24 protein-coding genes are annotated in these 24,928 nt (G+C 72.0%); 7 read left to right on the top strand and 17 right to left on the bottom strand.

The annotated features are described in order from the left end of the window. Positions 1–4: 4 nt before the first annotated feature. From OG381_RS40135 to OG381_RS40125, 3 genes are read right to left on the bottom strand one after another with little or no spacing between them, the layout of a single operon-like run. On the bottom strand, positions 5–487 hold the full coding sequence (locus OG381_RS40135; protein WP_443061976.1) for a hypothetical protein: 483 nt from the start codon (positions 485–487) through the stop codon (positions 5–7). Then, entirely contained in the window at positions 484–1,059 is a 576-nt protein-coding gene (locus OG381_RS40130) for an RNA polymerase sigma factor (RefSeq protein ID WP_327720877.1), read from the bottom strand. Before OG381_RS40130 ends, OG381_RS40135 begins: the two co-directional genes overlap by 4 nt. A gap of 59 nt (positions 1,060–1,118) precedes the next feature. After that, positions 1,119–2,537 (bottom strand): S8/S53 family peptidase, encoded by a 1,419-nt coding sequence (locus tag OG381_RS40125; protein WP_327720876.1) that lies wholly within the window; start codon positions 2,535–2,537, stop codon positions 1,119–1,121. A gap of 147 nt (positions 2,538–2,684) precedes the next feature. Here OG381_RS40125 and OG381_RS40120 point away from each other — a divergent pair, with 147 nt between their 5' ends. Next, positions 2,685–5,249: a CHAT domain-containing protein gene (locus tag OG381_RS40120; RefSeq protein ID WP_327722681.1), complete on the top strand. Its 2,565-nt coding sequence runs from the start codon at positions 2,685–2,687 to the stop codon at positions 5,247–5,249. A gap of 91 nt (positions 5,250–5,340) precedes the next feature. Here OG381_RS40120 and OG381_RS40115 read toward each other — a convergent pair whose 3' ends face one another. Beyond that, the gene (locus tag OG381_RS40115) at positions 5,341–7,134 is read right to left on the bottom strand and encodes a LuxR family transcriptional regulator AbsR2 (protein WP_327720875.1); all 1,794 of its coding nucleotides are present in this window, start codon (positions 7,132–7,134) and stop codon (positions 5,341–5,343) included. Between the two features lie 94 nt (positions 7,135–7,228). Here OG381_RS40115 and absR1 point away from each other — a divergent pair, with 94 nt between their 5' ends. Continuing rightward, positions 7,229–8,314: a beta-glucuronidase AbsR1 gene (absR1, locus tag OG381_RS40110; protein ID WP_327720874.1), complete on the top strand. Its 1,086-nt coding sequence runs from the start codon at positions 7,229–7,231 to the stop codon at positions 8,312–8,314. Positions 8,315–8,462: 148 nt separating this feature from the next. On the opposite strand, the gene OG381_RS40105 is transcribed toward absR1, so the two are convergent. Continuing rightward, positions 8,463–9,278 (bottom strand): TauD/TfdA dioxygenase family protein, encoded by an 816-nt coding sequence (locus OG381_RS40105; RefSeq protein ID WP_327720873.1) that lies wholly within the window; start codon positions 9,276–9,278, stop codon positions 8,463–8,465. Positions 9,279–9,537: 259 nt separating this feature from the next. Between OG381_RS40105 and OG381_RS40100 the strand changes: the two genes are divergently transcribed. Both OG381_RS40100 and OG381_RS40095 read left to right on the top strand, forming a co-directional pair. Further along, positions 9,538–10,053 carry an AAA family ATPase gene (locus tag OG381_RS40100; protein WP_327720872.1) on the top strand — a complete coding sequence of 172 codons (516 nt, stop codon included), beginning with the start codon at positions 9,538–9,540 and terminating at the stop codon, positions 10,051–10,053. A 9-nt stretch (positions 10,054–10,062) separates the two neighbouring features. After that, complete coding sequence (locus OG381_RS40095) at positions 10,063–10,311, top strand: hypothetical protein (RefSeq protein ID WP_327720871.1); 249 nt, start codon at positions 10,063–10,065, stop codon at positions 10,309–10,311. Positions 10,312–10,398: 87 nt separating this feature from the next. On the opposite strand, the gene OG381_RS40090 is transcribed toward OG381_RS40095, so the two are convergent. The 11 genes from OG381_RS40090 to OG381_RS40040 form a co-directional block, all read right to left on the bottom strand. Further along, the gene (locus tag OG381_RS40090) at positions 10,399–11,535 is read right to left on the bottom strand and encodes an LLM class flavin-dependent oxidoreductase (RefSeq protein WP_327720870.1); all 1,137 of its coding nucleotides are present in this window, start codon (positions 11,533–11,535) and stop codon (positions 10,399–10,401) included. Next, positions 11,528–12,601 (bottom strand): LLM class flavin-dependent oxidoreductase, encoded by a 1,074-nt coding sequence (locus tag OG381_RS40085; RefSeq protein WP_327720869.1) that lies wholly within the window; start codon positions 12,599–12,601, stop codon positions 11,528–11,530. The genes OG381_RS40090 and OG381_RS40085 overlap by 8 nt, the downstream gene beginning before the upstream one ends. Continuing rightward, positions 12,598–13,974, bottom strand: coding sequence for an NtaA/DmoA family FMN-dependent monooxygenase (locus OG381_RS40080; protein ID WP_327720868.1), 1,377 nt, complete (start codon positions 13,972–13,974; stop codon positions 12,598–12,600). The genes OG381_RS40085 and OG381_RS40080 overlap by 4 nt, the downstream gene beginning before the upstream one ends. Before the next feature lie 22 nt (positions 13,975–13,996). Then, entirely contained in the window at positions 13,997–15,244 is a 1,248-nt protein-coding gene (locus OG381_RS40075) for an LLM class flavin-dependent oxidoreductase (protein ID WP_327720867.1), read from the bottom strand. Between the two features lie 33 nt (positions 15,245–15,277). Beyond that, positions 15,278–15,361 carry a putative leader peptide gene (locus OG381_RS40070; RefSeq protein ID WP_327722680.1) on the bottom strand — a complete coding sequence of 28 codons (84 nt, stop codon included), beginning with the start codon at positions 15,359–15,361 and terminating at the stop codon, positions 15,278–15,280. 41 nt (positions 15,362–15,402) lie between these two features. Next, positions 15,403–16,137: a GNAT family N-acetyltransferase gene (locus OG381_RS40065; RefSeq protein WP_327720866.1), complete on the bottom strand. Its 735-nt coding sequence runs from the start codon at positions 16,135–16,137 to the stop codon at positions 15,403–15,405. Between the two features lie 19 nt (positions 16,138–16,156). Next, on the bottom strand, positions 16,157–17,179 hold the full coding sequence (locus OG381_RS40060; protein WP_327720865.1) for an ABC transporter substrate-binding protein: 1,023 nt from the start codon (positions 17,177–17,179) through the stop codon (positions 16,157–16,159). A 113-nt stretch (positions 17,180–17,292) separates the two neighbouring features. Continuing rightward, complete coding sequence (locus tag OG381_RS40055) at positions 17,293–18,078, bottom strand: amino acid ABC transporter ATP-binding protein (protein ID WP_327720864.1); 786 nt, start codon at positions 18,076–18,078, stop codon at positions 17,293–17,295. Then, entirely contained in the window at positions 18,075–19,058 is a 984-nt protein-coding gene (locus OG381_RS40050; protein ID WP_327720863.1) for an amino acid ABC transporter permease, read from the bottom strand. The genes OG381_RS40055 and OG381_RS40050 overlap by 4 nt, the downstream gene beginning before the upstream one ends. A gap of 437 nt (positions 19,059–19,495) precedes the next feature. Then, on the bottom strand, positions 19,496–20,362 hold the full coding sequence (locus OG381_RS40045; RefSeq protein WP_327720862.1) for a glutathione S-transferase C-terminal domain-containing protein: 867 nt from the start codon (positions 20,360–20,362) through the stop codon (positions 19,496–19,498). A gap of 108 nt (positions 20,363–20,470) precedes the next feature. After that, on the bottom strand, positions 20,471–20,593 hold the full coding sequence (locus OG381_RS40040; RefSeq protein ID WP_323185116.1) for a putative leader peptide: 123 nt from the start codon (positions 20,591–20,593) through the stop codon (positions 20,471–20,473). Between the two features lie 175 nt (positions 20,594–20,768). Here OG381_RS40040 and OG381_RS40035 point away from each other — a divergent pair, with 175 nt between their 5' ends. Together OG381_RS40035 and OG381_RS40030 are read left to right on the top strand one after the other, a co-directional pair. Continuing rightward, entirely contained in the window at positions 20,769–21,572 is an 804-nt protein-coding gene (locus OG381_RS40035; protein ID WP_327720861.1) for a hypothetical protein, read from the top strand. Positions 21,573–21,576: 4 nt separating this feature from the next. Then, the gene (locus OG381_RS40030; protein WP_327720860.1) at positions 21,577–21,873 is read left to right on the top strand and encodes a DUF1905 domain-containing protein; all 297 of its coding nucleotides are present in this window, start codon (positions 21,577–21,579) and stop codon (positions 21,871–21,873) included. On the opposite strand, the gene OG381_RS40025 is transcribed toward OG381_RS40030, so the two are convergent. Continuing rightward, positions 21,866–22,729, bottom strand: coding sequence for an LLM class flavin-dependent oxidoreductase (locus OG381_RS40025; RefSeq protein WP_327720859.1), 864 nt, complete (start codon positions 22,727–22,729; stop codon positions 21,866–21,868). The two genes, OG381_RS40030 and OG381_RS40025, sit on opposite strands and share 8 nt — an antisense overlap. Positions 22,730–22,949: 220 nt before the next feature. Here OG381_RS40025 and OG381_RS40020 point away from each other — a divergent pair, with 220 nt between their 5' ends. Beyond that, on the top strand, positions 22,950–24,833 hold the full coding sequence (locus tag OG381_RS40020) for a glycoside hydrolase family 5 protein (protein ID WP_327720858.1): 1,884 nt from the start codon (positions 22,950–22,952) through the stop codon (positions 24,831–24,833). The last annotated feature ends 95 nt before the right edge of the window (positions 24,834–24,928 follow it).

The raw sequence follows: 24,928 nt of genomic DNA, 5'->3' as shown, positions 1-24,928 counted from the left end.
GGGCTCAGACCCGCAGCCACTCCGTGACCACGACGTCCCCGCCCGCCCGCAGCCGCAGCGCGAAGGGGCCGACGGGCGGCGCGTCGCCGGTGAAGCGGCCCATGTCGTCGGTGACCAGGGGCGCGACCGCCTGAGGGCCGGTGAGCACCTCGATCAGTGCCTGCTGGGGCGGCAGCACCTGCCCCAGCAGTTCCTGTCCGGTCACCTCGACGTCGACGGTGACCTCGCCCGCGCGGAAGGTCAGCATCCGCGGTGCGTCGACGGCTCCCCGCACGGGGATGGCGTCGACCACCGAGTCGAAGGTCAGCTCGGCGATGCGGGCGTCCAGGTCGTGCAGCGCGTAGGCCGCGACGGCCATCTCGCGCAGGTGGGCCGGTACCGGATCGAGGATCGAGGCTGCCTGACGGAGTTCCTCCTCCAGCAGGTCGACGTCGAACTCCTCGCCGTCGTGGGCCTCTTCGTCGAATTCGTCGTTCACGGTGTTCACACCGCCCCCCTTGCTTCCATGCGTGCCCGCAGCCGGCGCAGACAGCGCTGGCGCAGGGGTCCGATGCTGCCCACGGCGATACCCAGGGCCGAGGAGACCTCCTGGTAGCTGGGCGGCGGTGAGGCCATCAGGATGCGCAGCAACTGCCGGCAGCGGTCGCCGAGTTCCTCGAACTCCTGCCACAGATGACGGATCCGCTCGCTCTGCGCGGCCGCCTCCTCGGAGTCGAGCAGCGACTGCTCGGGGGTGCGGTCCTCGCTGACCCGGTCGAGCAGGTGCGGATCGTCCGTGGGCGTCAGCCGCCTTAAGCTCTTGAGCACCTTCAGGCATTCGTGCCGCGCGGTGCTCGCCAGCCAGGAGCCGGCCTTCTGCGGTTCACGGATCCGGCCGAGATGCTGGGCGAAGCGGAACCACACCGTCTGGTACACCTCGTGCGCGTCGGCGTCGGACAGCCGGTGCGCGCGCACGACGGACCACACCAGTGGGCTCAGCCCTTCCACGAGCGCCTTCCAGGCCGCAGCGTCACCGTCGACGGCGGACTGGACCAGCGCGCCGACATCTGCTCGGTCCACGGCCCCACCCCTCGTGTACGGCATGTCATCGTACGCCGTGACGGGGGTGAGTTCGGCCCTCACAGTCGGACAGCCGTGCTCGGGCGCCAGGTCGGCGGAATGAGGGCGGTGACGTGCGCCCCTCGCACCTCCGCGAACTCGGTGTTGGCGGCGATCAGTTGCTGCCGGGCGGCCCGCGGGTCGCCCTCCTTGTTGGCGGTCATGTAGGCGGCCACCATGCCGGCGGCGGCAGGGGTGGCGAAGGAGGTGCCGCTCCAGTGCGCGAAGCCGTCGAACATCACCTGGTCCGGCTTGGCGGGGGTGCCGTCGTCGCTCAGCACGCCCGCGTGGCGCGGGTGTTGGCAGGTGCACAGGTAGCTGAAGTGGAAGCGGCAGGCCTCGTACGTAGAGTGCTGGTACACGTACGGGATCGGCGCGTCGAAGCCGGTGAGGGTGCTGGTGAGGCGCTCGCCGGGGGCGTAGGCGTCGACCCAGGAGCCGTGGTTGCTGAAGCAGGCGCCGTGGTCGCCGTCGGTGCGCAGCGCGCCGATCGACAGGACCGAGCCCGCGTAGTCGGGCAGCGAGGCGTAGGCGGCGGGCCAGAAGGGTGTGGCGCTGGCGTTGTTGCCGGCCGCGGCGACCAACAGGGTGCGCTGCTGCCGGAGTTCCCGCATGAAGGCGTCCACGCCGAGCAGGCCGTCGGTGCGGCCGTTGGAGGTGCCCGCGGACAGGCTGATGATGTCGGGCCAGCCGCCCTCGTCGACGGCGGCGAACAGGGCCTCGCCGAAGTCGGATTCGAGGATGGCGCCGGCGTCGTTGAGGGTGTTGCGCACGGTGATGTCCGTGTTGGGCGCGATGGCCGCGAGTATCCCGGCGATGAAGGTGCCATGGCCGACGTACTGGAGCAGGTTGCCCTGCGGGTCCCTCTCGTTGCCGTGCAGGTCGCCCTGGACGTGGGCCAGGAGCGGGACCAGCTGGTGGTCGTGGGTGAGGCCGTTGTCGATGACGAGGACGCCGACGGCGGTGTCCGGGTCGTGACCCGCCTCGGCGGGGGCCGGGTTGGTGCCCTGGTTGAGCGGTGCGGGCACGGGCTCGTCGCCGGGACAGGAGTTCACCGCGATCGACACGACGTGGTTGCGGCTGACGAGACGGCGTCCGGCGCGTCCCTCCGGCTCACGCATGGCGCGCAGGGCGCCCGCGACGGCCCGGTCGGCGCGCCGGTCGCCGTGGCCGGGGTCGCCGACCTGGATACGGGTGATGCCGGAGCGGTTGGTCTGCGGTCCGGCCCGGCGCACCTGGTCGCCGCTCAGACCGGTCGCGGCGGTGAAGTGGCTGCGCACGGTGTCCTCGACGAGTGCCGCCTCCTCACCGTCCCGGGCGAGGACCACACCCTTCTCGTAGATGAACTCGGCCGAATCGTCGGGCCCCAGTGCCAGGGCGACGTCGGGCATGGAACGCTGGATCTGGTCGAACTGTTCGGTGAATCGCTGTGGTGCCATGGCGTGTCCTCCCACTGGGCGGTGGTCGTCAGTCAGAGTCGCGGGGCCGTTGATTGATACAGCGCCAAACCTGTGTGGCGCCCTACCCGGAGCACTACCATCCGTTGAGTGACGGCGAGAAGCGACTCGGTTCTCGAACTGCTGCCCATGGTGTTCGCCGCCCCCAACCAGGCGCTGGCGAGGGCGGAAGAGGTACTCGGCTCCGATCCCCTACCGCTGCACGCCTCCGTCGCCCACCAGGTCATCGGTATCTGGCAACGGGACTGGGGCGATCTGAGGATCGCGCTGGAGCATCTGCGGCGCGCCCGCGACCTCGCGGCGCGCGCCGAGTCGGCCGACCGCGAGGCGGATGTGCTGGCCGCGCTCGGGGTGGCGCTGGTGCACGCGGGGCGCACCCGGGAGGGTCTGGACGCGCTGGAGCGGGGTGTCGCGATCGGCAGCGGGCACACCCGCGCGCGTGTCCTGTTCCGGCGCGCCTTCGCCTCGTGGGTCCTCGGCCGGCACCGGGAGGCGCTGGAGGACGTACGCCGGGCGATCCCCGTGCTGCGGCAGGCGGACGACGTGATCTGGACCGCGCGGGCGCTCACCCTGCGCGCGACCGTGCATCTGGCGCTGGGCGCGGCGGAGCGGGCGGACGCCGACTTCACCGCGGCCGAGGCGCTGTGGGACACCACCGGCCAGGACCACGACAAGGCGGACGTGGTGGAGAGCCGGGGGCTGGCCGCGTTCCGGTCGGGGGACGTCCCGGTCGCGCTACGGCTGCTGGACGAGGCCGAGGAGCGGTACGCCAAGCTCGGCACGCCGTCGTTCATGCTCTACATCCGGCGCTGCGAGGTCCTGATGGCCGCCGGACTCGTCCCGGAGGCGCTGGCCGAGGCGGACGCGGCGATCGGAGTGCTCGACCGGATCGGCGGGCAGTCCACCCGCAAGGCGGAGCTGCTGCTGGCCGCCGCGCGTGCCGCCCGTCTCGCGGGCGATCCCCATACGGCGATCGCGCGGGCCGCGCTCGCGGTGCGGCTGTTCGCCGCGCAGCGCCGCCCCTGGTGGGAGACGCATGCCCGGCTGGTGCTGATCGAGGCGCGGGTCATGGCGGGGCGTGGTTCGGGGCGGCTGGTCGCCGACGCGGCCGAAGTGGCCGAGAAACTGGCCTCGTTCGGCGCGCCGGCCGCGCCGGAGGCCTCGTTGCTCGCGGGCCGGATCGCGCTCGGGCTGGGCTGGACGGCCGATGCGGAACGGCATCTGGCCGTCGCCGCCCGCAGCAGGCACAGCGGTCCGCCGCTGGCCCGGATGACGGGCTGGGCGGCACAGGCGCTGCGGGCCCGGGCGGCCGGGTCGGGGCGGGGCGTGCTGGAGGCCTGCCGACGCGGCCTGGACGTGCTCGACGATCACCGGATGACGCTGGGCGCGGCGGAGCTGCGGGCCCGGGCCACCGCCCAGGGTGCCGAACTCGCCGCGCTGGCCCAGCAGGCCAGTCTCGGCTCCGGTCCGCGCCGGCTGCTGGTGTGGAGCGAGCGCTGGCGGGCCACCGCGCTGTCCACGCCGCCCACCCGTCCGCCGGCCGATCCGACGCTTCTCGGCGATCTGACCGCGTTCCGCGAGATCGCGGCCCGCGCGGAGGAGGCCCGCATGGAGGGCCGTCCGGTGCCGGCGCTGGATCGCGAACAGCGCCGGCTGGAGCGGGAGATCCGCTCCCGGACCCTGCACATCCGCGGGGACGCGCCCGGCTACGGCAGCCGGTTCGACCCGGCGAGACTGCTGGAGCGGCTGGGGGACGGGATACGTCTGGTCGAACTCGCCGTGCTGGACGGGCGGGTCCAGGTGCTGCTGTGCGGGCAGGGGCGGGTGCGGCGGTTCGAGGCGGGGCTGCTGGCGGACGCGGTGACCGAGGCCGAGCATGTGCAGGCGGGGCTGCGGCGGCTGGCCCACCCCGGGGCGGAGGCGCGGCTTCCGCTGGTGTTGGAGGCGGGGCGCCGGCTGGAGGAACTGCTGCTCGGTCCGGCGGCGGCGCAGCTCGGGTCCGGCCCGGTCGTCGTCGTCCCCCCGGGCCGGCTGCACCGGGTGCCGTGGGCGCTGCTGCCGTCACTGCGGGAGCGGGTGCTCAGCGTGTCGCCGTCGGCGAGCGGCTGGCTGCGGGCCCGGGAGACCGAGCCGCCGCCCGGTGGGCGCCAGGTGCTGGTGCGGGGGCCGGGGCTGGCGACCGAGGGCGCCGAGGTGCCCGAACTGGCGGACCGGTACGGCGGGTCGACGGTGCTGGAGGACGACGACGCGCGGGTGCCGCGGGTGCTGGAGGAGCTCGACGGGGCCGCTCTCGCGCACATCGCCGCGCACGGCACCTTCCGGGCGGACAGCCCGCTCTTCTCGTCGCTGCGGATGGCGGACGGCCCGCTCATCGTGCACGACTTCGAGCGGCTGGACCGCAGCCCGTACCGGATCATCCTGTCCTGCTGCGACACCGCCCGCTTCGCGTCGGTCGGCGCCGACGAGCTGCTCGGCCTGGTCACCGCGCTGCTGCCGCTGGGCACCGCGGGCGTGGTCGCGTGCACGGCGCCCGTCAACGACGCGGCGGTGGTGCCGCTGATGCTCGCGCTGCACAAGGGGCTCGACGCGGGGCTGTCCCTGGCGGAGGCGCTGCGCGACGCGCGGGCCGCGCTGCCCGGGGACGCCACGCATCAGGCCACGGGGTGGGCGTTCTCGGCGTTCGGTGCGGCCTGACGTCCTGGACGGCGCCGAGGGCGTGGCGACGATGTGGCGGCCTGACCCCTCCCCCGATCACGGGGGTCAGACCGCCGGTCCGTGGGCCGGCTCAGGCCGGCTGTGCGTCGGGCAGTTCCACGAGCCACGGCAGGGCGCCCCGGCCGCCCGCGCCGAGCCGGGCGTAGGCGCTGTAGAGGTGGTTGCCGACGGTGCGGATGGACAGGGTCAGCTTCTCGGCGATCTGCCGGTTGCTGAGGCCGGCGGCCGCGAGGGTGACGATCTGCCGCTGGCGGGCGGTGAGTTCACCGAGGACGAGACCGGACAGGGCCGGAGTGCGGGCTCCCTGGCAGCGGCGGGCCAGGTCGACCGCGCGGGTGCGTGAGGTGCGGGCGGCCCGTGGGTCGCTGTGGATGTGCACGGCCTGGGCGCGGGCCTCGGCGGCGAAGAGGAGGAACCCCCGCTCCTCCAGCCGCTCGGCCGCCCGGTCCAGGGCGGGCCCGTCACCCCGGGCGAGCGCGTCGGCGTGCAGCGCGAAGACCTCCGCGCCGGGCGACTCGCCGGGGGCTCCCAGGCGTACGGCGTCGTAGGCGTCGGTGACCGTCTCCAGCGCCCCGTCGAGGTCGCCGCGTGCGGCCGCCAGCCAGGGCGCCGTACGGGGGTCGGTGGGCACCCGGGGGTCCGCGCCGGGGTCGGTCATCTCGCCGGACTGCAGGACGGCCAGGGCGAGTTCGGCACCGCAGGCCGGATCGCCCGCCGTGTCCCGCAGCCCCTCCCTCGCCCAGGCCGCCGCCTCCCGCAGCTCTCCCCGCAGCCGCGCGAACCCCGCACGGACGGCCGCGTACCAGGACGGCACCGGCTCGCCCTCCGCGACGAGCCACTCCCCCACGGGCGCGTTCAGGGTCCGTACGTCGGCCCGCTCCATCGCCTCTGTCAGCTCGGCCGCCTCGTCCTCCAGGGCCGCCTTGCACTGCTCCGGCGTACGGGCGAGCCGCCGCGCCCGCAGCCGGCCGGCCGCCGCCCGCAGGACGGGGCCGTGCAGGGGGTGGGCCAGGCCCACACCGCCGTGGTCGTCGACCCGCACCAGGCCCTCGGCCTCCAGGTCCTCCAGGACGCGCAGGTCGAGTCCGTCCATGTCGAGCGTCAACGGCTCGGCGAATGCCAGGAGTTCGAGCGTCTCGCGCTCCGGCCGTTCCAGGAGGCCGGCCGTCCGTTCCCGCACGGTCGCCGTCACGGGCACCGGCCCGCGCCACGCCCGCTCGTCCGAGCCCGGCAGCCGGACGAGCTGCCCGCCGTCGCGTACGGCACCGACCATCTCGCGCATCAACCGCAGATCTCCCCGGCACAGGTGGTGCAGCCGGTTCACGGTGAGCGGCTCCAGGCCGCCGCCGAGGCCCGCCGCCAGCAGCTGGGCCGTCTCCTCGTGGGGCAGTGACTCCAGAGCGAGGCGGGGCAGCAGCTCCCCGGTCCACAGCCGGGACACCGCGCCCGGGACGGGGACGTCGTCCGTCGCCACCACCAGGAGCCGGGTGCGGCCGTGCACCGCGAGCTGGTGGACCAGGGCGGCCGAGGCGTCGTCGAGCAGGTGCGCGTCGTCCACCAGCAACAGCCGTACCGCGGAGAGCAGTTGGACGGCCCGGTGCAGGGAGACCGCCTCGGGCAGCAGAGGGGCGAACGCGGCGAAGGGAATGTGCCGGGTCTCGGGCGTCCCGGCCACCCTGGCGCAGTCGGTGCCGCGTACGGCCTCCGTGACGAGCCGGGTCTTGCCGCAACCCACCGGACCGGTCACCACGATGCCGTGGTGACCCGCGGCCGAGGACCGGCGGATCAGCTCCAGTTCGTCCTCCCGGCCGGTGAACGGCCAGGGCAGTTCCAGGGTCTTCGCGTCCCGTTCGAAAATCGTCACGACTACAAGAGCCCGAGTACTCACACCTGATACACAGGGACTTGAGTAGCCCTCGACTCAGGCGCCCGCCGAGCACCGACGGCACTCTTGGCGCATGACCTTCCGCTACTGCTCCCTCGCGCAGCAGCCGGCCCCCGCTTTCGCACCGGGGCTGGCCGCCGAGAGGCTCAGTGCGCTCATCGGCGGAAGCCGGATGTGGGTCAACAACACCGTGCTGCACTACCACTTCTTCGACGGCGAGTCCGATGCCTCGGTCATCGCCGTACCGGGCAGCGGGGCGACCCGGCGGGTGTCGTGGGTCGGCGCCAAGGAGCAGCGGGACGTGGTGCGCGAGTGCTTCCAGGAGTGGCAGGACCTCGGCGTCGGCGTCACCTTCGCCGAGGTCGGCGACCGCGGCGAGGCGGAACTGCGCATCGGGTTCCAGCTCGGCGACGGCTCCTGGTCGACCGTGGGCAAGGACGCGCTGCGGGTCGGACTGCACGAGCGGACCATGAACTTCGGGTGGGACCTGACCGCGCCCGGGGAGCGCGGGACGGCCCTGCACGAGATCGGGCACGCGCTCGGCATGCACCACGAGCACCAGAACCCGTTCGCCGGGATCCTCTGGGACGACGAGGCCGTCTACGCCGATCTGGCGGGCCCGCCGAACTTCTGGACCCGGGACCGGACGTTCTTCAACATCCTGCGCAAGCTCGACGCGCGTGAGGTGAACGGTTCCGTCTGGGATCCGCACTCGATCATGGAGTATCCCTTCTCGGGGGGACTGATCCTGGAGCCGGAGCAGTTCCGTGCGGGGCTGAACCCGCCGGGCACGCTCTCGCCCTCCGACAAGGAGTACGTCCTGCGCTGGTACCCGTCGGCCGGCCCGTCGCGGCCGCCCGGACTGGTGCCGTTCCGTTCGGCCCCGCTCGGGCTCGGCCCGGGCGAGCAGGCCGACTTCACCGTCGAGCCGCCGGAGACCCGCGAGTACAGCGTGGGCACCTTCGGCGACAGCGACACCGTCGTGGTGGTCTTCGAGGAGCGGGACGGGGAACCCCGCTACCTCGCCGGCCAGGACGACGGAGGAGCGCCGCACAACGCCACCGTCAAGGCCCGTCTCGTCAAGGGCCGTCGATACTTCGTCCGTGTGCGCCTGTACTCCGCGTGGGGTTCGGGGGAAACCGCGGTCATGTGCTGGTGACAGCGCGTACAGACCGCACACGGGCGATGCCGGCCACTGTCCGGCGCCGGGGGAAGCGGCGGCGACAGTCTCCTTCGGGGGAGGGGGACTGTCGCCGCCCACGCCTGTCCGCAGTGCCGGGGAGCCGGCCGGAGCACGTCCGGCCGGCCTACTCCGTGGGCGCCGGGTGGAACGGTTCCACGGCGAGGACCTTGCGGTAGACGCGGGCCCCGTCGCCGTAGTCGTCGACCGCGTAGTGCCAGGTGGCCTGGTTGTCCCAGAGCACGAAGTCGCCCGGCCGCCAGCCGAACCGGATGGTGTAGTCGGGCGAGGAGGCGTGCCGCAGCAGATGGTCGAGAAGGACCCGGCCCTCCTGCGGGGTGACTCCGGTGAGGCGCTGGGCCGAGGAGCTGATGAACAGCCCCTTGCGTCCGGTGAGGGGGTGTTCGAGGACGACCGGGTGCTCGACGGGGTCGCCCTGCGCGGTCTTCCTGCTGCCCTGGGCGTAGTTCTCCGCGTTGCCGTCGTAGACGGCGTTCACCGAGGTGAGGAGCTGCTTGAAGGGCTCGGAGAGGTCGTCGTAGGCGGCCTGGAGGTCCGCCCACAGGGTGTGGCCGCCGAGTTCGGGGACCTCCTCGTAGACGAGGGACTCGATGGCGAAGACGGGGGTGCGCCACAGTCCGCCGATGTGCCAGGTGCTGGCCTTGCCGGTCTGGCGCACGTTGTACGGGTAGACGAGCGGGTTCTCGGGGTGACGCAGGGCGGTCGGGTGGTCGAAGGGTTCGGCGAAGATCCTTACGGCGGCCACCTGCTGATCGGGCGTCAGATGCTGGCCGCGGAACACGAGGACCTTGTGCTCGGCGAAGGCGCGGCGCAGTTCACCCGCGGTGAGGTCGTCGACGGGCCGGGTGAGGTCCACTCCGTCGATCTCGGCCCCGAAGCGGGGGCCTGCGCGGCGGATGTCGGGGCGTGCGGCAGTGGTCATGCCTGCTCCTCGGGCTGGTGTGCGGGGAGGGTCGTCGTGCGGGGACGACGAGGCAGCCGGGCGCGACGAAGGGCGCCGGGTGCGGGTGGGCGTCAGACGCGCGGACAGCGGGACGCGCCCATGCGCGCCAGGTCCACGTGCAGCCTGCGGAAGAACGCCTGACCGGTCACCTCTTCACGGTAGGCGGGCGGCTCCGGGAATCGCCAGGGCGTGGCATTGCGCCCGTATGAACATTCGCCGGCTGCGGCAGGATGACGGCATGCTCATCGTCGTCGGCGGGCTTCCCGCGTCCGGAAAGACCACGCTCTCCCGGCTCCTGGCCGCCCGTGTCGGGGCGGTTCATCTGCGGATCGACACCATCGAGCAGGCGATCGTACGGTCGGGGCTCGCGGATCATCCGGTGGGGCCGGTGGGGTACGTCGTCGGATACGCCCTCGCCGAGGAGCAGTTGCGGCAGGGGCTGACGGTCGTCGCCGAGTCGGTCAATCCGCTGACCGTCACGCGGGACGCCTGGCGGGAGGCCGCTGTGCGCGCCGGTGTCGGGGTCGTCGAGGTGGAGGTGAGGTGCTCCGATCCCGTCGAGCACCGCCGTCGGGTCGCCTCCCGGTCGGTCGATGTGCCGGGACTGCCGTTGCCCGGCTGGGAGGAGATCGTGGGCCGGGAGTACGAGCCGTGGGAGCGCCGGCGGGTGGTGGTGGACACCGCGGGGCAGACTCCCGAGGAGTCGCTGGAGGTCCTGCTCGCGGCCGTTGCCGCCGCGGGTCCGCCCGCCTAGGATCCGTTCATGCTTGCTTCGGACGGTGGCACGGGTGATGAGCTGCGGGGCTTCCTTCTGACGGTCCTGTGGCTGCTGCCGGTCACGGCGGGGCTGTGTGCCGTGTCCTGTGGGATGTTCTACGGCGCCGGACGCAGGCTGCGGGCGGCCGGTGAGACCTACGCCGCGACCGCGAAGGCGCGGAACGCCGTGGCGACCGGGATGCTCGCGCTGTTCCTCGCCGCCTGCTGGGGTGCCGCTGCCCTGATCGTCCAGTAGCGACCGGCCGTCGGCGTACCGTCTCCGCCGTCAACTCCCTTGCTTCCGGCGGTCCGAGGACCGCCGGAAGTGTGGCCGGGCCGGGCGTCAGCTCGACCGGGTGGAGTGACCTCGCCGGCGCCACTCCTCGGCGAGCAGTTCGTAGGAGCGCACCCGGTCGGTGTGGCCGTGGGTGATGGTGGTGATGAGCAACTCGTCGGCGTCCGTGGCCTCCTGGAGCTGTTCGAGGCGGTCTGCGACCGTGGCCGGGGAGCCGACGAACTGGGTGTCGAGGCGGTCCTGCACCAGCTCCCGGTCCTCGTCGGTCCAGGCGTGGGCGCGGGCCTCGTCCGGCGTCGGGAACGGGATGGCGCCCTCGGCGGTGCGGATGCTGCGGACCCACGGGCCGTAGCCGGTGGCCAGTTCACGGGCGCTCTCGTCGTCCTCGGCGACGACGACGTCGGCCGAGACGCTGACGTACGGCTTGTCGAGGGTCTCGGAGGGCTCGAAGAAGGACCGGTAGCCGTCCACGGCCTCCAGGACGGTGGCCGGGCTGACGTGGTAGTTCGCCGCGAACCGCAGGCCCCGCGCGCCCGCCGTCTCGGCGCTCGTGCCGCCGCTGCTGCCCAGGATCCACAGCTCGACGTCGGCTCCCTCGCCGGGCACCACGTGTGCCTCGATGCCCTCCGGGGAGCGGTAGGTGCCGGCCAGCAGGGCGAGGATGTCGTCGATCTGCTCGGCGTAGTCCTGCGACTCGGCACCGGGCAGCAGGAGGAGCTTGCGCTGGAGGGCTATCCGGGGCGAGCCGAGGAGGCGGGCGAAGGAGAAACGGGGCGGGATGAGCAGGCCGTTCGGGGCCCGGCCCGCGGTCTCGGAGGGGGTGGCCGGCTTCTCCGCCGGTGGTCCGCCGCCCGAGCGGCCCAGGCCCAGGTCGAAACGGCCCGGGTGCAGGGCGTCGAGCAGACCGAACTCCTCGACCGTGTTCAGCGCGGTGCGGTGGCCGAGCTGGACGGCGCCGGAGCCGAGCCGGATCGTGGAGGTCGCGGCGGCCGTCAGGGCGAGGACGACCGCCGGTGACGTGCCGGCCACGCCCGGGTTGAGGTGGTGCTCGGCGAACCAGTGGCGGGCGTAGCCGAACCGCTCGGCCTGCCGGGCGAGGTCGATGGAGTTGCGCAGGGCGTCGGCGGCGGTGGAGCCGCTCGGGACGGGGACCAGGTCCAGGACGCCGAGGGGGATCTCAGGCATGGGCGGACTCCTCCCGTACGGGTTCCCAGGGGAACGGCGGGTCCGGGATGTCGCGCCGCAGCACCGGGGCGACCTCGGACTGGAACAGCTCCAGCGAGTCCCGGTGCTGAGTGTCCGTCAACCCGCTGGCGTCCGCGTGCAGATGGAGCACCGTGTGACCGAACTGCTCGTGGTAGCGCCGCACTTTGTCGACGATCTGCTGCGGGCTGCCGATCAGTGCGGAACTGCGCTCGATGAAGTCCTCGACGGTCTCGAAGACGACCGGCAGACCGAACTGCTTCTGGAACGCCAGGGTCGACTCGAAGATCGGCCGGTAGATCTTCAACGCCTCCTGGGAGGTGGGCGTCACCAGGAGCCCGGCCGTCCCGGCGCCGACCGCGATCCGCGCGGGGTCGTGCCCGTAGTGCTCCCAGCGCTCACGGTAGTGGCGGATCAACTCGGCGTACGGCTCGATGGGGTGGGTGACGTTCGCCGAGAACAGCGGGTCGCCGTACCGTGCCGCGAGGTCCACCGACTCCCTGCTGGTGGCGCTGCCGTGCCAGACCCGGATCGGCCGCTGGTACGGCCTCGGCCATACCTCCGCGTCCGTCAGCTCCGGCCGGAAACGGGTCTTGGCGGTGACCTTGTCCTGGCGCCAGATCTTCCGGAAGACCTCGTAGCTCTCGGCGTTGCGGTCCCACTGGTCCTCCGGTGTGACCTGGAACAGCTCACGCTGGGCGGCGCCGTTGCCCTTGCCGATGATCAGGTCGAGGCGGCCCCCGGAGAGATGGTCGAGGGTGGCGTAGTCCTCGTAGGCGCGCACGGGGTCGAGCAGGCTCAGGGTCGTGACCGCCGTGAAGAGCCTGATGCGCCGGGTCAGGGCGGCGATGTGGCTGAGGACGACGGTCGGCGAGGAGGAGATGAACGGCCGCTCGTGCCGCTCCCCCACCCCGAAGCCGTCGAAGCCCAACTCCTCGGCCAGCACGGCGTTGTCGAGCACTTCACGGAACCGGTCGTGCGTCGACTTCCGCACGCCCGTGACCGGGTCCGGCCGGTGCACGATCAGCGTGATGGCGAGGAACTTCACGAGGCCACCCGCTGCTCGCCCGAGGTCTCGTCCGGATGGGCGAGGCCGAGGTGGTCGCGCAGGGTCGTGCCCTCGTACTCGGTGCGGAAGACGCCCTGCTCCTGGAGCAGCGGGACGACCTTGTCGGCGAAGACGTCGAGGCCGGTCGGGGTGATGTGCGGGACCAGGATGAACCCGTCGCTCGCGTCGGCCTGGACGTAGTCGTTGATGGTCTTCGCGACCGTCGCCGGGGAGCCGACGAAGTTCTGCCGGTTGCCCGACTCGATGACGAGGTCACGGATGGACCAGTTGTTGGCGGCGGCGAGCTCGCGCCATTCACGGGCGGTGGCCAGCGGGTCGCGGTACATACGGACCTGGGCGCGGCCCTTGGCGATGTGGTCGCCGCTGACGTCCGGGTCGATGTCGGGGAGCGGGCCCTCCGGGTCGTACGAGGAGAGGTCCCGGTTCCAGACGAACTCCAGGTGCTTGAGGGCGGTGGCCCCGCTGACCTGCTGGCGGCGCACCTGCTTGGCGAGTTCCTCGGCCTCCTCGTCGGTGTCGCCGAGGACGAAGCTCGCGGCGGGCAGGATCAGCAACTGGTCGTGGCGGCGGCCGTACTTGGCGAGGCGCTTCTTGACGTCCTGGTAGAAGTCCTGGCCTGCGTCCAGCGTGGCGTACCGGCTGAAGATGGCGTCGGCGCTCGACGCGGCGAACTCGCGGCCCTCTTCCGAGTCGCCCGCCTGGAAGATGACCGGGCGGCCCTGCGGGGAGCGGGGGACGTTGAACTGGCCGTGGATGTCGAAGTGCTGACCGGTGTGGACGAAGGAGCCGGCCTTGGCGTCCCGCAGGAACTGCCCCGAGGCCTGGTCGGCGAGAATCTCGTCGCCCTGCCACGAGTCGAAGAGCTCGTTCGCGGTGGCCAGGAACTCCTTCGCGCGGGAGTAGCGCTCCTCCTGCGGGAGGAAGCCGCCGCGGCGGAAGTTCTCGCCGGTGAAGGCGTCCCAGGAGGTGACCACGTTCCAGGCGGCGCGGCCGCCGGAGAGGTGGTCGAGGCTGGCGAACTGCCGGGCCACCTCGTAGGGCTCGTTGAAGGTGGAGTTGATGGTGCCGGTCAGGCCGAGGCGGTCGGTGACGGCGGCGAGCGCGGCGAGGACGGTGAAGGTGTCGGGGCGGCCGACGACGTCCAGGTCGTAGATCTTCCCGCCCTGTTCGCGCAGCCTGAGTCCCTCGGCGAGGAACAGGAAGTCGAACTTGGCGCGTTCGGCGGTCTGCGCGAAGTGGGCGAAGGAGCTGAACTCGATGTGACTGCCGGCCTCGGGGTCGCTCCACACGGTGGTGTTGTTGACGCCCGGGAAGTGGGCGGCCAGATGGATCTGCTTCAGCGGCTTGGTCATGGCTCTGCGGGGTCCTTCCGGCTCAGGCGGCGTAGCGGTTGGCGGGGCGGGCGAGGCCCAGCAGACCGCGCAGGGTGTCGGCCTCGTAGGCGTCGCGGAAGGCTTCGCGGCGCTGGAGTTCGGGGACCAGGCCCTGGGTGATGGCCGGGAGGTCGTGGCCGAGGACGGCGGGGCGCAGCCGGAAGCCGGTCAGCCCGGCGGACTGCAACTCCTGGAGCAGGTTGGCGAGTTGGGCCGGGGTGCCGGTGAAGACGCGGGCGTCGCTCTCGTACGGTTCTCCCGCGGCGGCGTCGAGGCGCTCACGGCGTGCCGCGGCGGCCGTGGGGTCGTCGTCGAGGAAGACCACCAGGTCCCCGAAGATGTGCAGGGGTTGGTCGGCGCGGCCGGCCCTGTCCTGTTCGGCGCGGATCTCGGCGACGATCGCCCGGGCCTGGTCGGTGTCGTGCGGGGTGACGTAGCCGATGTCGGCCTGGCGGGCCACCAGCCGGTACGGGACGGTCTGGTGCGCGAGGGCGCTGACCAGGGGCTGGCCCTGCGGCGGGCGCGGGGTGATGGAGGGGCCCTTGACGCTGAAGTGCTTGCCCTCGAAGTCGATGTAGTGCAGCTTGTCGCGGTCGATGAAGCGGCCGGTGGCGACGTCCCGGATCTCCGCGTCGTCCTCCCAGCTGTCCCAGAGCCGGCGGACGGCCTCGACATATTCGGCGGCCTCGTCGAAGAGGTCGCTGACGAGTTCCTGTCCGGCGGGGCTCTGGAGCTCGGCCAGGCTCAGCGGCGGGACGGTGCGGCGCCCGAAGTGGTCGGCCTCGTCGGGGCGGGGCGAGATCTGCACGCGCAGCCCGGCCCGGCCGGTACTGACGTAGTCCAGGGTGGCGATCGCCTTGGAGATGTGGAACGGCTCGGTGTGGGTGGCGATCACGGTCGGCACCAGCCCTATGTGCCGGGTCAGGGGCGCGACGCGGGAGGCGATGAGTACGGCGTCCAGACGGCCGCGGACCTGGTCGGTGCGGCCGTCCAGCTCACCGAAGACCGACGACTGCAGGCCGAGGCCGTCCTCGAAGGTCACGAAGTCGAGCAGGCCGCGCTCGGCCTCGGCGACCAGGTCGGCCCAGTAGGCGGCGGTGAACACGTCCCGGGGGCGGGCCACCGGCTCACGCCAGGAGGCCGGGTGCCAGCCGGTGCCGTCGAGGGCCACGGCGAGGTGCAGGGAGGAAGAAGGGGACACGAGTGGGTGCCTTCCTGGAGATCCGTACGAGATCACCGGCCCGGGCATGCGGCACTCAGGGCACGGTGGCGGAGAAGGAGGTCAGGGGCGACAGAGAGCGCCGGCGACACGCTGGAGGTCGATGTAGGGACGGGAGTGCAGAAGGAGTCGGTCGATGCGCCGCACGTCCCCGCCTCCCGCCCTGGTGGTGCGTGTCTCGTCCCGACTCACAACGCCCTCGCCCGGGCATCTGTTCCCGGCGTGCGCACCTGGAGGATGGTCGTGCGGCGGCGCAGGGTGAAGCCGATCGACTCGTACAGCCGGATCGCGGTGGCGTTGTTCGCGGCGGCGTGCAGGAACGGGGTCTGCCCGCGTTCCCTGATGCCCGCCGCGACCGCCCGCACCAGACGGGTGCCGAGGCCGCGGCCACGGTGTGCCGGGTCGGTGCAGACGGCGCTGATCTCGGTCCAGCCGGGCAGGTGGAGCCGTTCGCCGGCCAGGGCGACGAGCCTGCCGTGGTGCCGGATGCCGAGGTAGGTGCCGAGGTGGACGGTGCGGGCGAGGAAGGGTCCTGGTCGGGTGCGGGCGACCAGGTCCAGGATGTCGGGTACGTCGTCGGGGCCGAGCCGTACGGCCTCCGGGGCGGGTTCGGCCCGCAGGTGGGTGTCGACGAGCTGGACGCCCTGGCCGCCGCCGACGACGTCCCATCCGTCGGGGACGGTCTCGACTCCCTTCACGCGTGCGGTGGTTGCCGGGCCGAGGAGGCTGTGCAGGTCACTCCAGGCGGCCGGATCCGCCAGGTCGGCGAGCGCGGCGAACGCGTACACGTCCGCCGGATAGCGCGCCGCCCGGCCGACCCGTTCGGCGAAGGCCGCGTGCGGTCCGTCCAGGGCTGCCCAGACGGGGTTGTCCAGGAGACGGGTTCCGAGGGCGATCTGGTGGACCACGACGGCCTTTCTCACAGCGCGTTCTGACGGATGATCACGAGTTGGTGAGCGGCAGCCCGGGCGGGTTGACCTCGGACGTGGCGACAGCCTCGCCCGAGAGGTTCCAGGCCTTGAGCCACTTCGCGTACTGACCGTTCTCGATCAGGTGGTTGATGGCTGCGGCGAGCGGCTTCGCGAGGCCGCTGTCCTTCTTGGCGGTCGCGGCGATCAGCCCCTGAAGGCTCTCACCGGCACCCGAGAACTGGCCCGCGACACGGGTCGCCTGAGGCGTTTTGGCCGTCTGCGTCGCGTGGTAGGACAGGCTCGGGCTGGGGCCGAAGTAGGCGTCGATCTTGCCGCTGTTCAGCGCCAGGTAGAGGCTGTTGGTCTCCTGGAAGTACTTGACGGTGAGCTTCTTGCCCTCCTTCTCCAGCTTGGCCTTCCACTCCAGGAGGAGCTTCTCCTGGTTGGTGCCGTTGCTGACGGAGACCGTCTTGCCGGCGAGGTTCTCGTAGTTGTTGTCGAAGTTCCAGGTGTCGTCCTTCTTCACCTCGAACGCGAGATCGTCCTTGCGGTAGGAGGCGAACTCGTACTTCTGCTTGCGCTCCTCGGTGTCGGTGACGTTGGAGAAGGCCACGTCGACCTTGCCGCTGTCGAGGCCGATGAACAGGTTCTCCCACGTCGAGCGCCGCACCTGCGGCTCGAGCCCGAGGACGGCGGAGACCAGGCGGGCGAGGTCGATCTCGGAACCGGTGAGCGACTTCTGGTCGCTGCCGATGAAGCCGAGCGGCGGGCTGCCGGAGGGCAGGGTGCCGGACCCGATGACCAGCTTGCCGCTCTTCTTGATGTCGTCGGGCAGCAGGGAGCTGATGGACTTCACCTCGGCGACCTTCAGGGCGGTCTCGGTGGCCGCGCCGTTGGAGAGCCGGCCCACGGTCACCGTGCCGGCGGTGTCGGAGGTCTTGGTCGCGGCGTCACTCTCGCCCCCGCAGGCGGCGAGCCCGGCGGCGAGGGTGACGGCGGCGGTGGCCGCGGTGATGCCCCGTATCAGGCTGCGTCGGGAGAACTGGGTAGGCATGACTGTCCTTTGTGGCTGGGAGCGGGTGGTGAGGGTGATGCCGTGGGGGGAAGTCGTGGGCGGTGCTCAGCGCACCGTGTGTCAGGACACGGCGTGTCAGAACGCCTCGCGGTTCAGAGCACCTTGCTGAGGAAGTCCCGGGTCCGCTCGTGCCGCGGCCTGTCCAGGACCTCGGCGGGCGGGCCCTGTTCGACGATCCGGCCGTCGTCGATGAAGACGACCCGGTCGGCGATCTCCCGGGCGAAGCCGATCTCGTGGGTGACGATCACCAGGGTGGTGCCGCTCTTCGCGAGGTCCTTGATGACGGCGAGGACCTCGCCGACGAGTTCGGGGTCGAGGGCGGAGGTGGGCTCGTCGAAGAGGATGACGCCGGGCCGCAGCGCGAGGGCGCGGGCGATGGCCACGCGCTGCTGCTGTCCGCCGGACAGCTGCCGCGGATAGGCGGCCCCCTTGTCGGCGAGGCCGACCCGGTCCAGGAGTTCGCGGGCGAGTTGCCGGGCCGCGGTCCGGTCGAGCTGTCCGGTGGCCGCCGGGGCCGCGGCGACGTTCTCCAGGACGGTCAGGTGCGGGAAGAGGTTGAAGTTCTGGAAGACGAACCCGATCCTGCTGCGCTGGGCGAGGATGGCACGCTCGCTCAGCTCCTTGAGCCGGTCGCCGTGCCGGCGTACGCCGATCAGTTCGCCGTTGATGCTGACGTGGCCGATCTCCGGCTTCTCCAGGTGGTTGACGACCCGGAGCAGGGTGGACTTGCCGGAGCCGGACGGGCCGAGGATCACGGTGACCTCGCCGGGCCGCACGCTCAGGTCGACGCCGTCCAGGACCCGGTGGGTCCCGTACCACTTGTGCACGTCGTGGACCTCGACGGCGGCGGGCACGGCCTTGACGGTCGCGGTGGTCATACGGCGGCCTCCCTGCGGATACGGGCGCGCAGGTCGGTGAGGGCGGTGCGCAGCTTCTGCAACGGGGTCGGCGGCAGGGTGCGGGTGGCGCCCCGGGCGAAGTACCGCTCGACGTAGAACTGGATGACGGAGACGACCGTGGTCAGGATGAGGTACCAGACGGTGACGACCAGCAGCAGCGGCACGATGTCGCCGGGGTAGGTGGCGCCCATGGTCTGGGCTGCGCCGAACAGGTCGAGCAGCGAGACGTAGAACACCAGCGAGGTGGCCTTGACCAGGTCGATGAGCTGGTTGACGTAGTTCGGCGTGATGGAGCGCAGGGCCTGCGGGAAGACGACCTTGCGGAACTGGTAGCCCTTGGGCAGCCCGAGTGCGGCGGCCGCCTCGTGCTGGCCCTGGTCGACGGAGAGGATGCCGCCGCGGACCGCCTCGGCGGCGTACGCCGCCTGGTTCAGGCTCAGACCGACGACGGCGACGGCCATGTCGGTGGCGAGCCGGGACTCGTCGAAGGTGAAGAAGGCGGGCCCGAAGGGGACGCCCACGCTGAGCGTCTGGTACAGGGCGCTGAAGTTGTAGAGGAAGAGCAGGATGACGATCAGCGGTATGGAGCGGAACGTCCAGATGTAGATCCAGCTGACCGCCCGCAGGACAGGGCTCTTCGAGAGCCGGGCCAGCGCGAGGACGACACCGCCGAGGAGGCCCAGCACCGCGCTGTAGGCGGTGACTTCGAGGGTGATCAGCAGCCCGTCGAGGATCGTCGGCCGCAGGAACCAGTAGCCGAACCGGTCCCACTGGTAGAAGGGGTTGGACACCAGGCCGTGCACGAACTGGGCCGTGAGGACCAGGACGACGGCGGTGGCGATCCAGCGTCCGGGGTGCCGCAGCGGCAGAACCCGCTGTGCGGTCAGCTGTTTTGACGGTCTGTCGGCGATCGGCGGTGGCTCCGTGACGGAGACGGCGGCGCCTGGGGGTTCACTCATGAGGGGCTCCGGCGGGTTCGGATCCCCGGACACGGGCGCACGGAACGCGGCTACGACGGCCGCTCTACGGCGGGTCGTGGCACACGGGGACGCACGGGAACCGGGGGCTGGGCGGACAACGGCACACCGCGCGGGCGGTGTTCGTCGGGAACGCGGGGGCTGCGGAGGGGGACGTCAGCCCCGACAGCGGGCTCGGCCCGGTGCGGTACACAGTGCGCTGTTCACGCGCAGGAGGTCGACGGAGCGATCGGCGACAAGGAGATTCGCGTACGGCGGTACGCAGCTCGAGGTACGGCGCGTGGCCGTCCTGGGAGCTGCGTACATGTCCGTCACCGTCATCGTTCTCAGGGGCCGCCAGGGCCCTTCTGCGTCAAGAGTGCCGTAAGTGAAGCCAGTTGTCCGAGCGTCTGTCAACGCCGGTCCACCAGGTGGAACGCCTAGCGGGTCCGCGCGGCGTGCGCCGCCCAGTCCAGGATCTGCACGGCCGATCCCGCGGCCTCCAGGCCACGGCAGTGGGCGTGGTGGCGACGGGCGATGCCGTCGAGGTCGAGGTGCGCGCCGAAGGCGGGGTGGGCCGCCAGCCGGCGGGCGTACGCCCACAGTGCGGGGTGGGCGGCGATCCGCTGCACGGCGGAGGCGTCCAGGTGATGGCGGTGCACGGTGTCGAGCTGGACCAGCGTGACCCACAACTCGACGTCTGCGGCGGTGATCTGATCCCGGATCAGGTACTCCCGTCCGGTGAGCCAGTTCTCCAGCGAGGCCAGGGTCTCCAGCAGCGTGTCGAGCGCCGCGGCACGTGCGTCCGGGTCGGTGCCCGCCGTGCCGGCCTCCTGCGCGGCCCGCTCGATGCCCTGGGCGCACAGCCGTTCCACGGCCTCGGTCTCCGACTCCGCGCCGCACGGGTACAGCGCCGGGCGGTCGCCGCCGAAGCGGGCGAGGTCGCGGGTGATGTCCGGGGCATGGGTGCTGACGATGCGGCCCGACCAGTCGTCGCTGAGCACGGGGCCGACGGCGGCGCCCTTGTACCGGTGCGCGCTGGCCTCGTAGAGGGGGCGCAGCGCCGTGTGGCCGCCGTCGGGACAGTCGGGGATCGCGTCGAGGAACGTCACGGGACAGGCGTCGTCGAGGCCGAGCAGGCTGTGGACGACGGCGATGCGCAGTCCGTCCGGACAGGCGGGCGACAGATGCAGCCGGTAGCGGCGCGGCACGGCGTAGTGCCCGCTGCGCGCGTCCCGGCCGATCCGGCCCCGGAACGCGGCGGTGGACTGCGCGGTCGAGGCGGGAGCGAGCGGTGTGACGGACATGGATCTCCCCGGGTGTGGGCGCGCGGACGTACGCGCGGCGGAAGCGACGTCGGGCCAGGACAGGGGGTGCGCCGGTATGCGGCGGCGAGGCTCGGGGACGGGCCGGGCTCAGCCGAGCCGGCGGATCGCGCTGCAGACGCGCTGCAGGTCGATGTGACGGCGGGAGGTCAGAAGAGGCGACGGCCGAGAGGTACGGCTCACTCGGCCGACTGCCGACTCAAGGCGCCTCATGTTTCCCTACCTGTTCACTAGGATTCCCATCTGGAGTGTCGATCGGCCGCGCGAGGACGTCAAGAGGGCGTCCACGAGGCGGTCACCGACGCGGGTGGGGACGTCCGTCTTCTGGGGTGCGACGACGCTGGCTACTCTGGGAGCGCGGCCGACGATCCGGGCGGGGGCGGGCTCCATGGCATTGCTGCGCGAGCGCCATCTGAACGCGTCCACGATCGGCGCCGCGGGCAACGCCCCCGCCGCGTTGCGGCTGCTCACCGGGCTGGAGGCGGACTGCCGTACCCGGCTCGGGGACGACGCCTGGTTCACCCTCGTCGTACGGCACGGTGTCGCGTACTGGACCGGCGTGTGCGGCCGGGCCCCGCAGGCCAGACAGCGGACCCAGGACCTGCTGGACGTGTACCGGGAGCGCCTCGACGACCGCGACCACCGCGCCCTACGGCTGCTGCGCGACGATCTCGCCCGCTGGACCGGCGAGACGGGCGACGCCCAGGACGCCGCGCGGCGGTACGCCGAGCTCCACCGCGACACCGAACGGATCCTGGGCCCCGAGGCTTCGGAAACCCTCCTGACCCGCCACAACACGGCCTACTGGACGGCAGCCCATGGTGCCCGCGCCCAAGCCCTGGCCGAATGCCGCGCTCTGCTCGACGACGCGCACCGGGTCAACGGTCCGGCCCATCCGCACACCCTCGCCGTACGCCACAACATCGCGGGCTGGACCGAGGCCGAGGGCGAACCCCGGGAATCGCTGGGCCTGTTCACCACCCTTCTCGAGGACCGCACCGCCGCCCTCGGCCACGAACACCCGCACACCCTCCTCAACGCCTTCCACGTGGGCCGGCTGACCCGGCTCCACCGGAACCCGTCGGCCGGGGACACCCGGCTCGCCGAGCTGTTGCCCCTCTTCACACGCGTCTTCAGCGGGGACCACCCCTGGACCCGGCGGCTGCACCGGGAGCTCCGGGCCGGACAATGACCTCATGGAGCTCTCCTTCACCGGCCGCGTCATCGAATGGCGTGGTCCGGCGCCCTACTACTTCCTCCCCGTTCCGGACGACGAGTCCGCCGACATCCGCGAGGTGGCGACGACGGCCTCCTACGGCTGGGGGGTGATCCCGGTCGAGGCGCACATCGGCGCGACCGCCTTCACGACGTCGCTCTTCCCCAAGGACGGCCGCTATCTGCTGCCGCTCAAGAACGCCGTACGCAAGCCGCAGCACATCGCGGCCGGTGACGACGTCTCCGTGCGGCTGACCGTCCTGCTCCGACTCAGGTGATCGCCTCGGCGAGCAGGTCGATCTGGTCGAGCCCCGATCCGGTGGGGACGAAGATGAGTTCGTCGCAGCCGCCGGCGGCGAACGCGTCGACGTAGGACGTGACCATCTCGGCACTCACCGCGGCACTGTCCGCGATCTGCCGGGCGAAGTCGCCGAGGAAGCCGTAGTAGTCCAGCAGGTAGGCGTCCGCCTGCGTGCGGGCTTCGGGGCCCAGCCCGAAGTAGGCCAGCGACAGCTTGCGCGGCGTGCCCGCGCGCCCCGCCTTCTGCCAGGCGGCGTCGACACCGGCCGCGGCCTCGGCGAACGTGTCCGGCGAACCGCCGCCCATGATCCAGCCGTCGGCGAACTCGGCGACGCGCCGGAAGCTCGCCTCCGTGGAACCGCCCAGGACGAGTTCGGGGCCGCCCTCGCGCCCGGTGCGGGGCCCGATCGGTCCGGCGAACCCGTACTCCTCTCCGGCCCAGACGCGCTTCATCTCGGCGAGCTGCTCGTCCAGGCGCCGGCCTCTGCCCTGCATGGACACGCCACTGGCCGCGAAGTCGTCGTCCCGGCCGCCCAGCCCCACACCGATGACGAAACGGCCGCCCGATATCCGCTCCAGCGAGGCGGCCTGCTTCGCGAGCAGGGCGGAGTTCGTATGGAGCGGCGCCAGCAGCACGCTGGTGGTGAGCCGTATCCGGCTGGTCACCGCGGCCGCGGCGGTGAGGGCGATCAGTTCCTCGTAACCGCCGTACACCAGCCGTCCGATGGTGCCGAGGGTGCTGAATCCGGCCTCTTCCGCCCGCCGGGCCCAGTCGAGAAGGGACTGGGGATCGGTGCCGGGCACCGTGTTGGGCAGGCCGATTCCGATGTCCATGTGTGCCTCCGTTCATGGGGAACGCACGCTCGACGCCATCATGCCTTCGCCTGCCGCGGTCGCGGGACGGGTGCGCACAGGCCAACCGGCCGGAAGTCACCGGTCGCCGCCCCGCCACGGCAACCCGCGGCGCGCCAGGACTGGACCAATGCCGGGCCACCCTCCATGATGACGCTGCCATGACAACAGCAGTGTCGACGCGGTCCTCGGGATGGTGGCCATGCTCGGATTCCTCGTCAGGGCCGCACTGGCCGCCGTACTCCTGATGACACCCCTGACGACCGCCCCCGAGGCAGCGGCGGCCGCACCGGGCTGGACGGCTCCGCTGAGCACCCGGGGCCGCTGGATCGTGGACGCCGACGGCGACCGCTTCAAGCTGCGCTCCGGCAACTGGCACGGCGCCAGCGGCACGTGGAACGGATCGGGCAGCACGGAGGACGACGCGAACCACCACGCCGGGGAGAACTCCGGCCGGATGCCGCTCGGCCTGGACCGTGCGCCCATGGCCGAGATCATCGCCGGTTTCCAGGAGATCGGGATCAACAGCGTCCGGCTGCCCTTCTCCAACGAGATGATCCACGACACCCGTCCGGTCACGGACGGGTCCGTCGCCGCCAACCCCGTCCTGCGCGGCAGAACACCGCTCCAGGTCTACGACGCCGTGGTGGACGCACTCACCGCCTCCGGCCTCGCCGTGATCCTCAACAACCACACCAACACGACCCGTTGGTGCTGCGGTGTCGACGGCAACGAACGCTGGAACACGAGTCGGTCCGCCGCGGCCTGGGAGAGCGACTGGCTGTTCATGGCCCGCCGCTACCAGCACAACAAGCGGGTCGTCGGCGCCGATCTCTACAACGAGGTCCGCCGCAACGTCTGGGACGACCCCAACTGGGGGCTCGGCGACGACCACGACTGGTTCGCCGCCTCGCAGCGCGTGGGTGACCGCATCCTCACGGAGGCCAACCCGGACCTCCTGATCATCGTCGAGGGCATCAACTGGACCGGCGTCCCCGTCGACGGACTCGCCCACGAACGCCCCACCCTGGAGCCGGTACGCCGGCTGTCGCACACCCTCGTCGACTCCGACAAGCTCGTGTACTCGGCCCACTTCTACGACTACACCGGCCCGAACCACAGCGGCGCCACCGGAACGGGCGAGACCAGCGACCCCCGCTACCGCGACCTCGGCCCCGCCGAACTGATCGGCACCCTGAACCGCCAGGCCTTCTTCGTGACGGCGGAGCAGGACCGGCACTTCACCGCCCCCGTCTGGATCAGCGAGTTCGGCGTCGGAGGACGCGACGAGACGGGTGTGAAGCAGCGGGCCTGGTTCGAGAACTTCGTGGACCAACTCATCCGCACCGACGCCGACTTCGCCTACTGGCCGCTCGTCGGCCTGCACGAGAACCGCAAGGGCAACGGCTGGGCGCTGCTGCACTGGGACGCCGAGGGCCGCCGTATGGGCGTGTACGACGGGGACGACTGGCGGGCCGCCGCCTGGACCCGGCTCATCGAGGCCGAGGGCCGGACGGGTGCGGTGGCCCGCGTACCGGACTGGTCCATGCTCAGCCCCGACCACGGCGACTTCGTGGCGTCACGGCGGATGCGGGCGCGGCCCGACTGGGACTCCGGCGCCCGCAAGGCCGTCTGCCCCGACGGGCAGCGGCTGCTCGGACTCAGCCACACCGGCAACCGGGGGCTGTGCTCGGACGTGTCCACCGGAGGCCTGTGGGATCCGGCCGGCGGACACGAGGTGGTCGTGGACGAGCGGCACGTCACGCCGGGTCGGGACTGGGCGTCCGGGTACACCAAACTCCAGTGCGCCGACGGGCAGTTCCTCATCGGGTACAGCGTCCGCGGTGCCGCCGTCTCCACCGCCCTGTGCGCGGCCGCCCCGCCCGAAAGGCTCGGTACGAGCGGTCGTACCGTCTGGTTCGACCGGGGCGACAACAGGGGCGCGGGCCCCAAGGGCGGCGACTTCGCGGACGGCCGGTACAAGGGGCAGTGCGCGGACGACGAGTACGCGGCCGGGATCGCGTACACCGGCCGGGTGGGCTCCTCCCGCACGCCGGACGCCCTCTACTGCCGCGGACTCGGCTGACCGGTCAGCCCGGGCCGACGGCGGACCCGGGCGCCTCAACTCGCCTCCTTCAATACTTACTTCAACTCTTGACGCGACTGGTCCATACCTTTAGC

This window comes from Streptomyces sp. NBC_00490, assembly GCF_036013645.1.
Taxonomy (GTDB): domain Bacteria; phylum Actinomycetota; class Actinomycetes; order Streptomycetales; family Streptomycetaceae; genus Streptomyces; species Streptomyces canus_F.
Note: the sequence above shows the minus strand (reverse complement) of the source record. Positions and strands in the feature narration are given on the sequence as shown.

Coding starts and splice junctions, on each gene's coding strand:
- OG381_RS40125 (WP_327720876.1), bottom strand. CDS start 2,537: ATGGCACCACAGCGATTCACCGAACAGTTCGACCAGATCCAGCGTTCC.
- OG381_RS40120 (WP_327722681.1), top strand. CDS start 2,685: ATGGTGTTCGCCGCCCCCAACCAGGCGCTGGCGAGGGCGGAAGAGGTA.
- absR1 (WP_327720874.1), top strand. CDS start 7,229: ATGACCTTCCGCTACTGCTCCCTCGCGCAGCAGCCGGCCCCCGCTTTC.
- OG381_RS40105 (WP_327720873.1), bottom strand. CDS start 9,278: ATGACCACTGCCGCACGCCCCGACATCCGCCGCGCAGGCCCCCGCTTC.
- OG381_RS40100 (WP_327720872.1), top strand. CDS start 9,538: ATGCTCATCGTCGTCGGCGGGCTTCCCGCGTCCGGAAAGACCACGCTC.
- OG381_RS40095 (WP_327720871.1), top strand. CDS start 10,063: ATGCTTGCTTCGGACGGTGGCACGGGTGATGAGCTGCGGGGCTTCCTT.
- OG381_RS40090 (WP_327720870.1), bottom strand. CDS start 11,535: ATGCCTGAGATCCCCCTCGGCGTCCTGGACCTGGTCCCCGTCCCGAGC.
- OG381_RS40080 (WP_327720868.1), bottom strand. CDS start 13,974: ATGACCAAGCCGCTGAAGCAGATCCATCTGGCCGCCCACTTCCCGGGC.
- OG381_RS40075 (WP_327720867.1), bottom strand. CDS start 15,244: ATGCCCGGGCCGGTGATCTCGTACGGATCTCCAGGAAGGCACCCACTC.
- OG381_RS40060 (WP_327720865.1), bottom strand. CDS start 17,179: ATGCCTACCCAGTTCTCCCGACGCAGCCTGATACGGGGCATCACCGCG.
- OG381_RS40055 (WP_327720864.1), bottom strand. CDS start 18,078: ATGACCACCGCGACCGTCAAGGCCGTGCCCGCCGCCGTCGAGGTCCAC.
- OG381_RS40050 (WP_327720863.1), bottom strand. CDS start 19,058: ATGAGTGAACCCCCAGGCGCCGCCGTCTCCGTCACGGAGCCACCGCCG.
- OG381_RS40045 (WP_327720862.1), bottom strand. CDS start 20,362: ATGTCCGTCACACCGCTCGCTCCCGCCTCGACCGCGCAGTCCACCGCC.
- OG381_RS40040 (WP_323185116.1), bottom strand. CDS start 20,593: ATGAGGCGCCTTGAGTCGGCAGTCGGCCGAGTGAGCCGTACCTCTCGG.
- OG381_RS40035 (WP_327720861.1), top strand. CDS start 20,769: ATGGCATTGCTGCGCGAGCGCCATCTGAACGCGTCCACGATCGGCGCC.
- OG381_RS40030 (WP_327720860.1), top strand. CDS start 21,577: ATGGAGCTCTCCTTCACCGGCCGCGTCATCGAATGGCGTGGTCCGGCG.
- OG381_RS40025 (WP_327720859.1), bottom strand. CDS start 22,729: ATGGACATCGGAATCGGCCTGCCCAACACGGTGCCCGGCACCGATCCC.
- OG381_RS40020 (WP_327720858.1), top strand. CDS start 22,950: ATGCTCGGATTCCTCGTCAGGGCCGCACTGGCCGCCGTACTCCTGATG.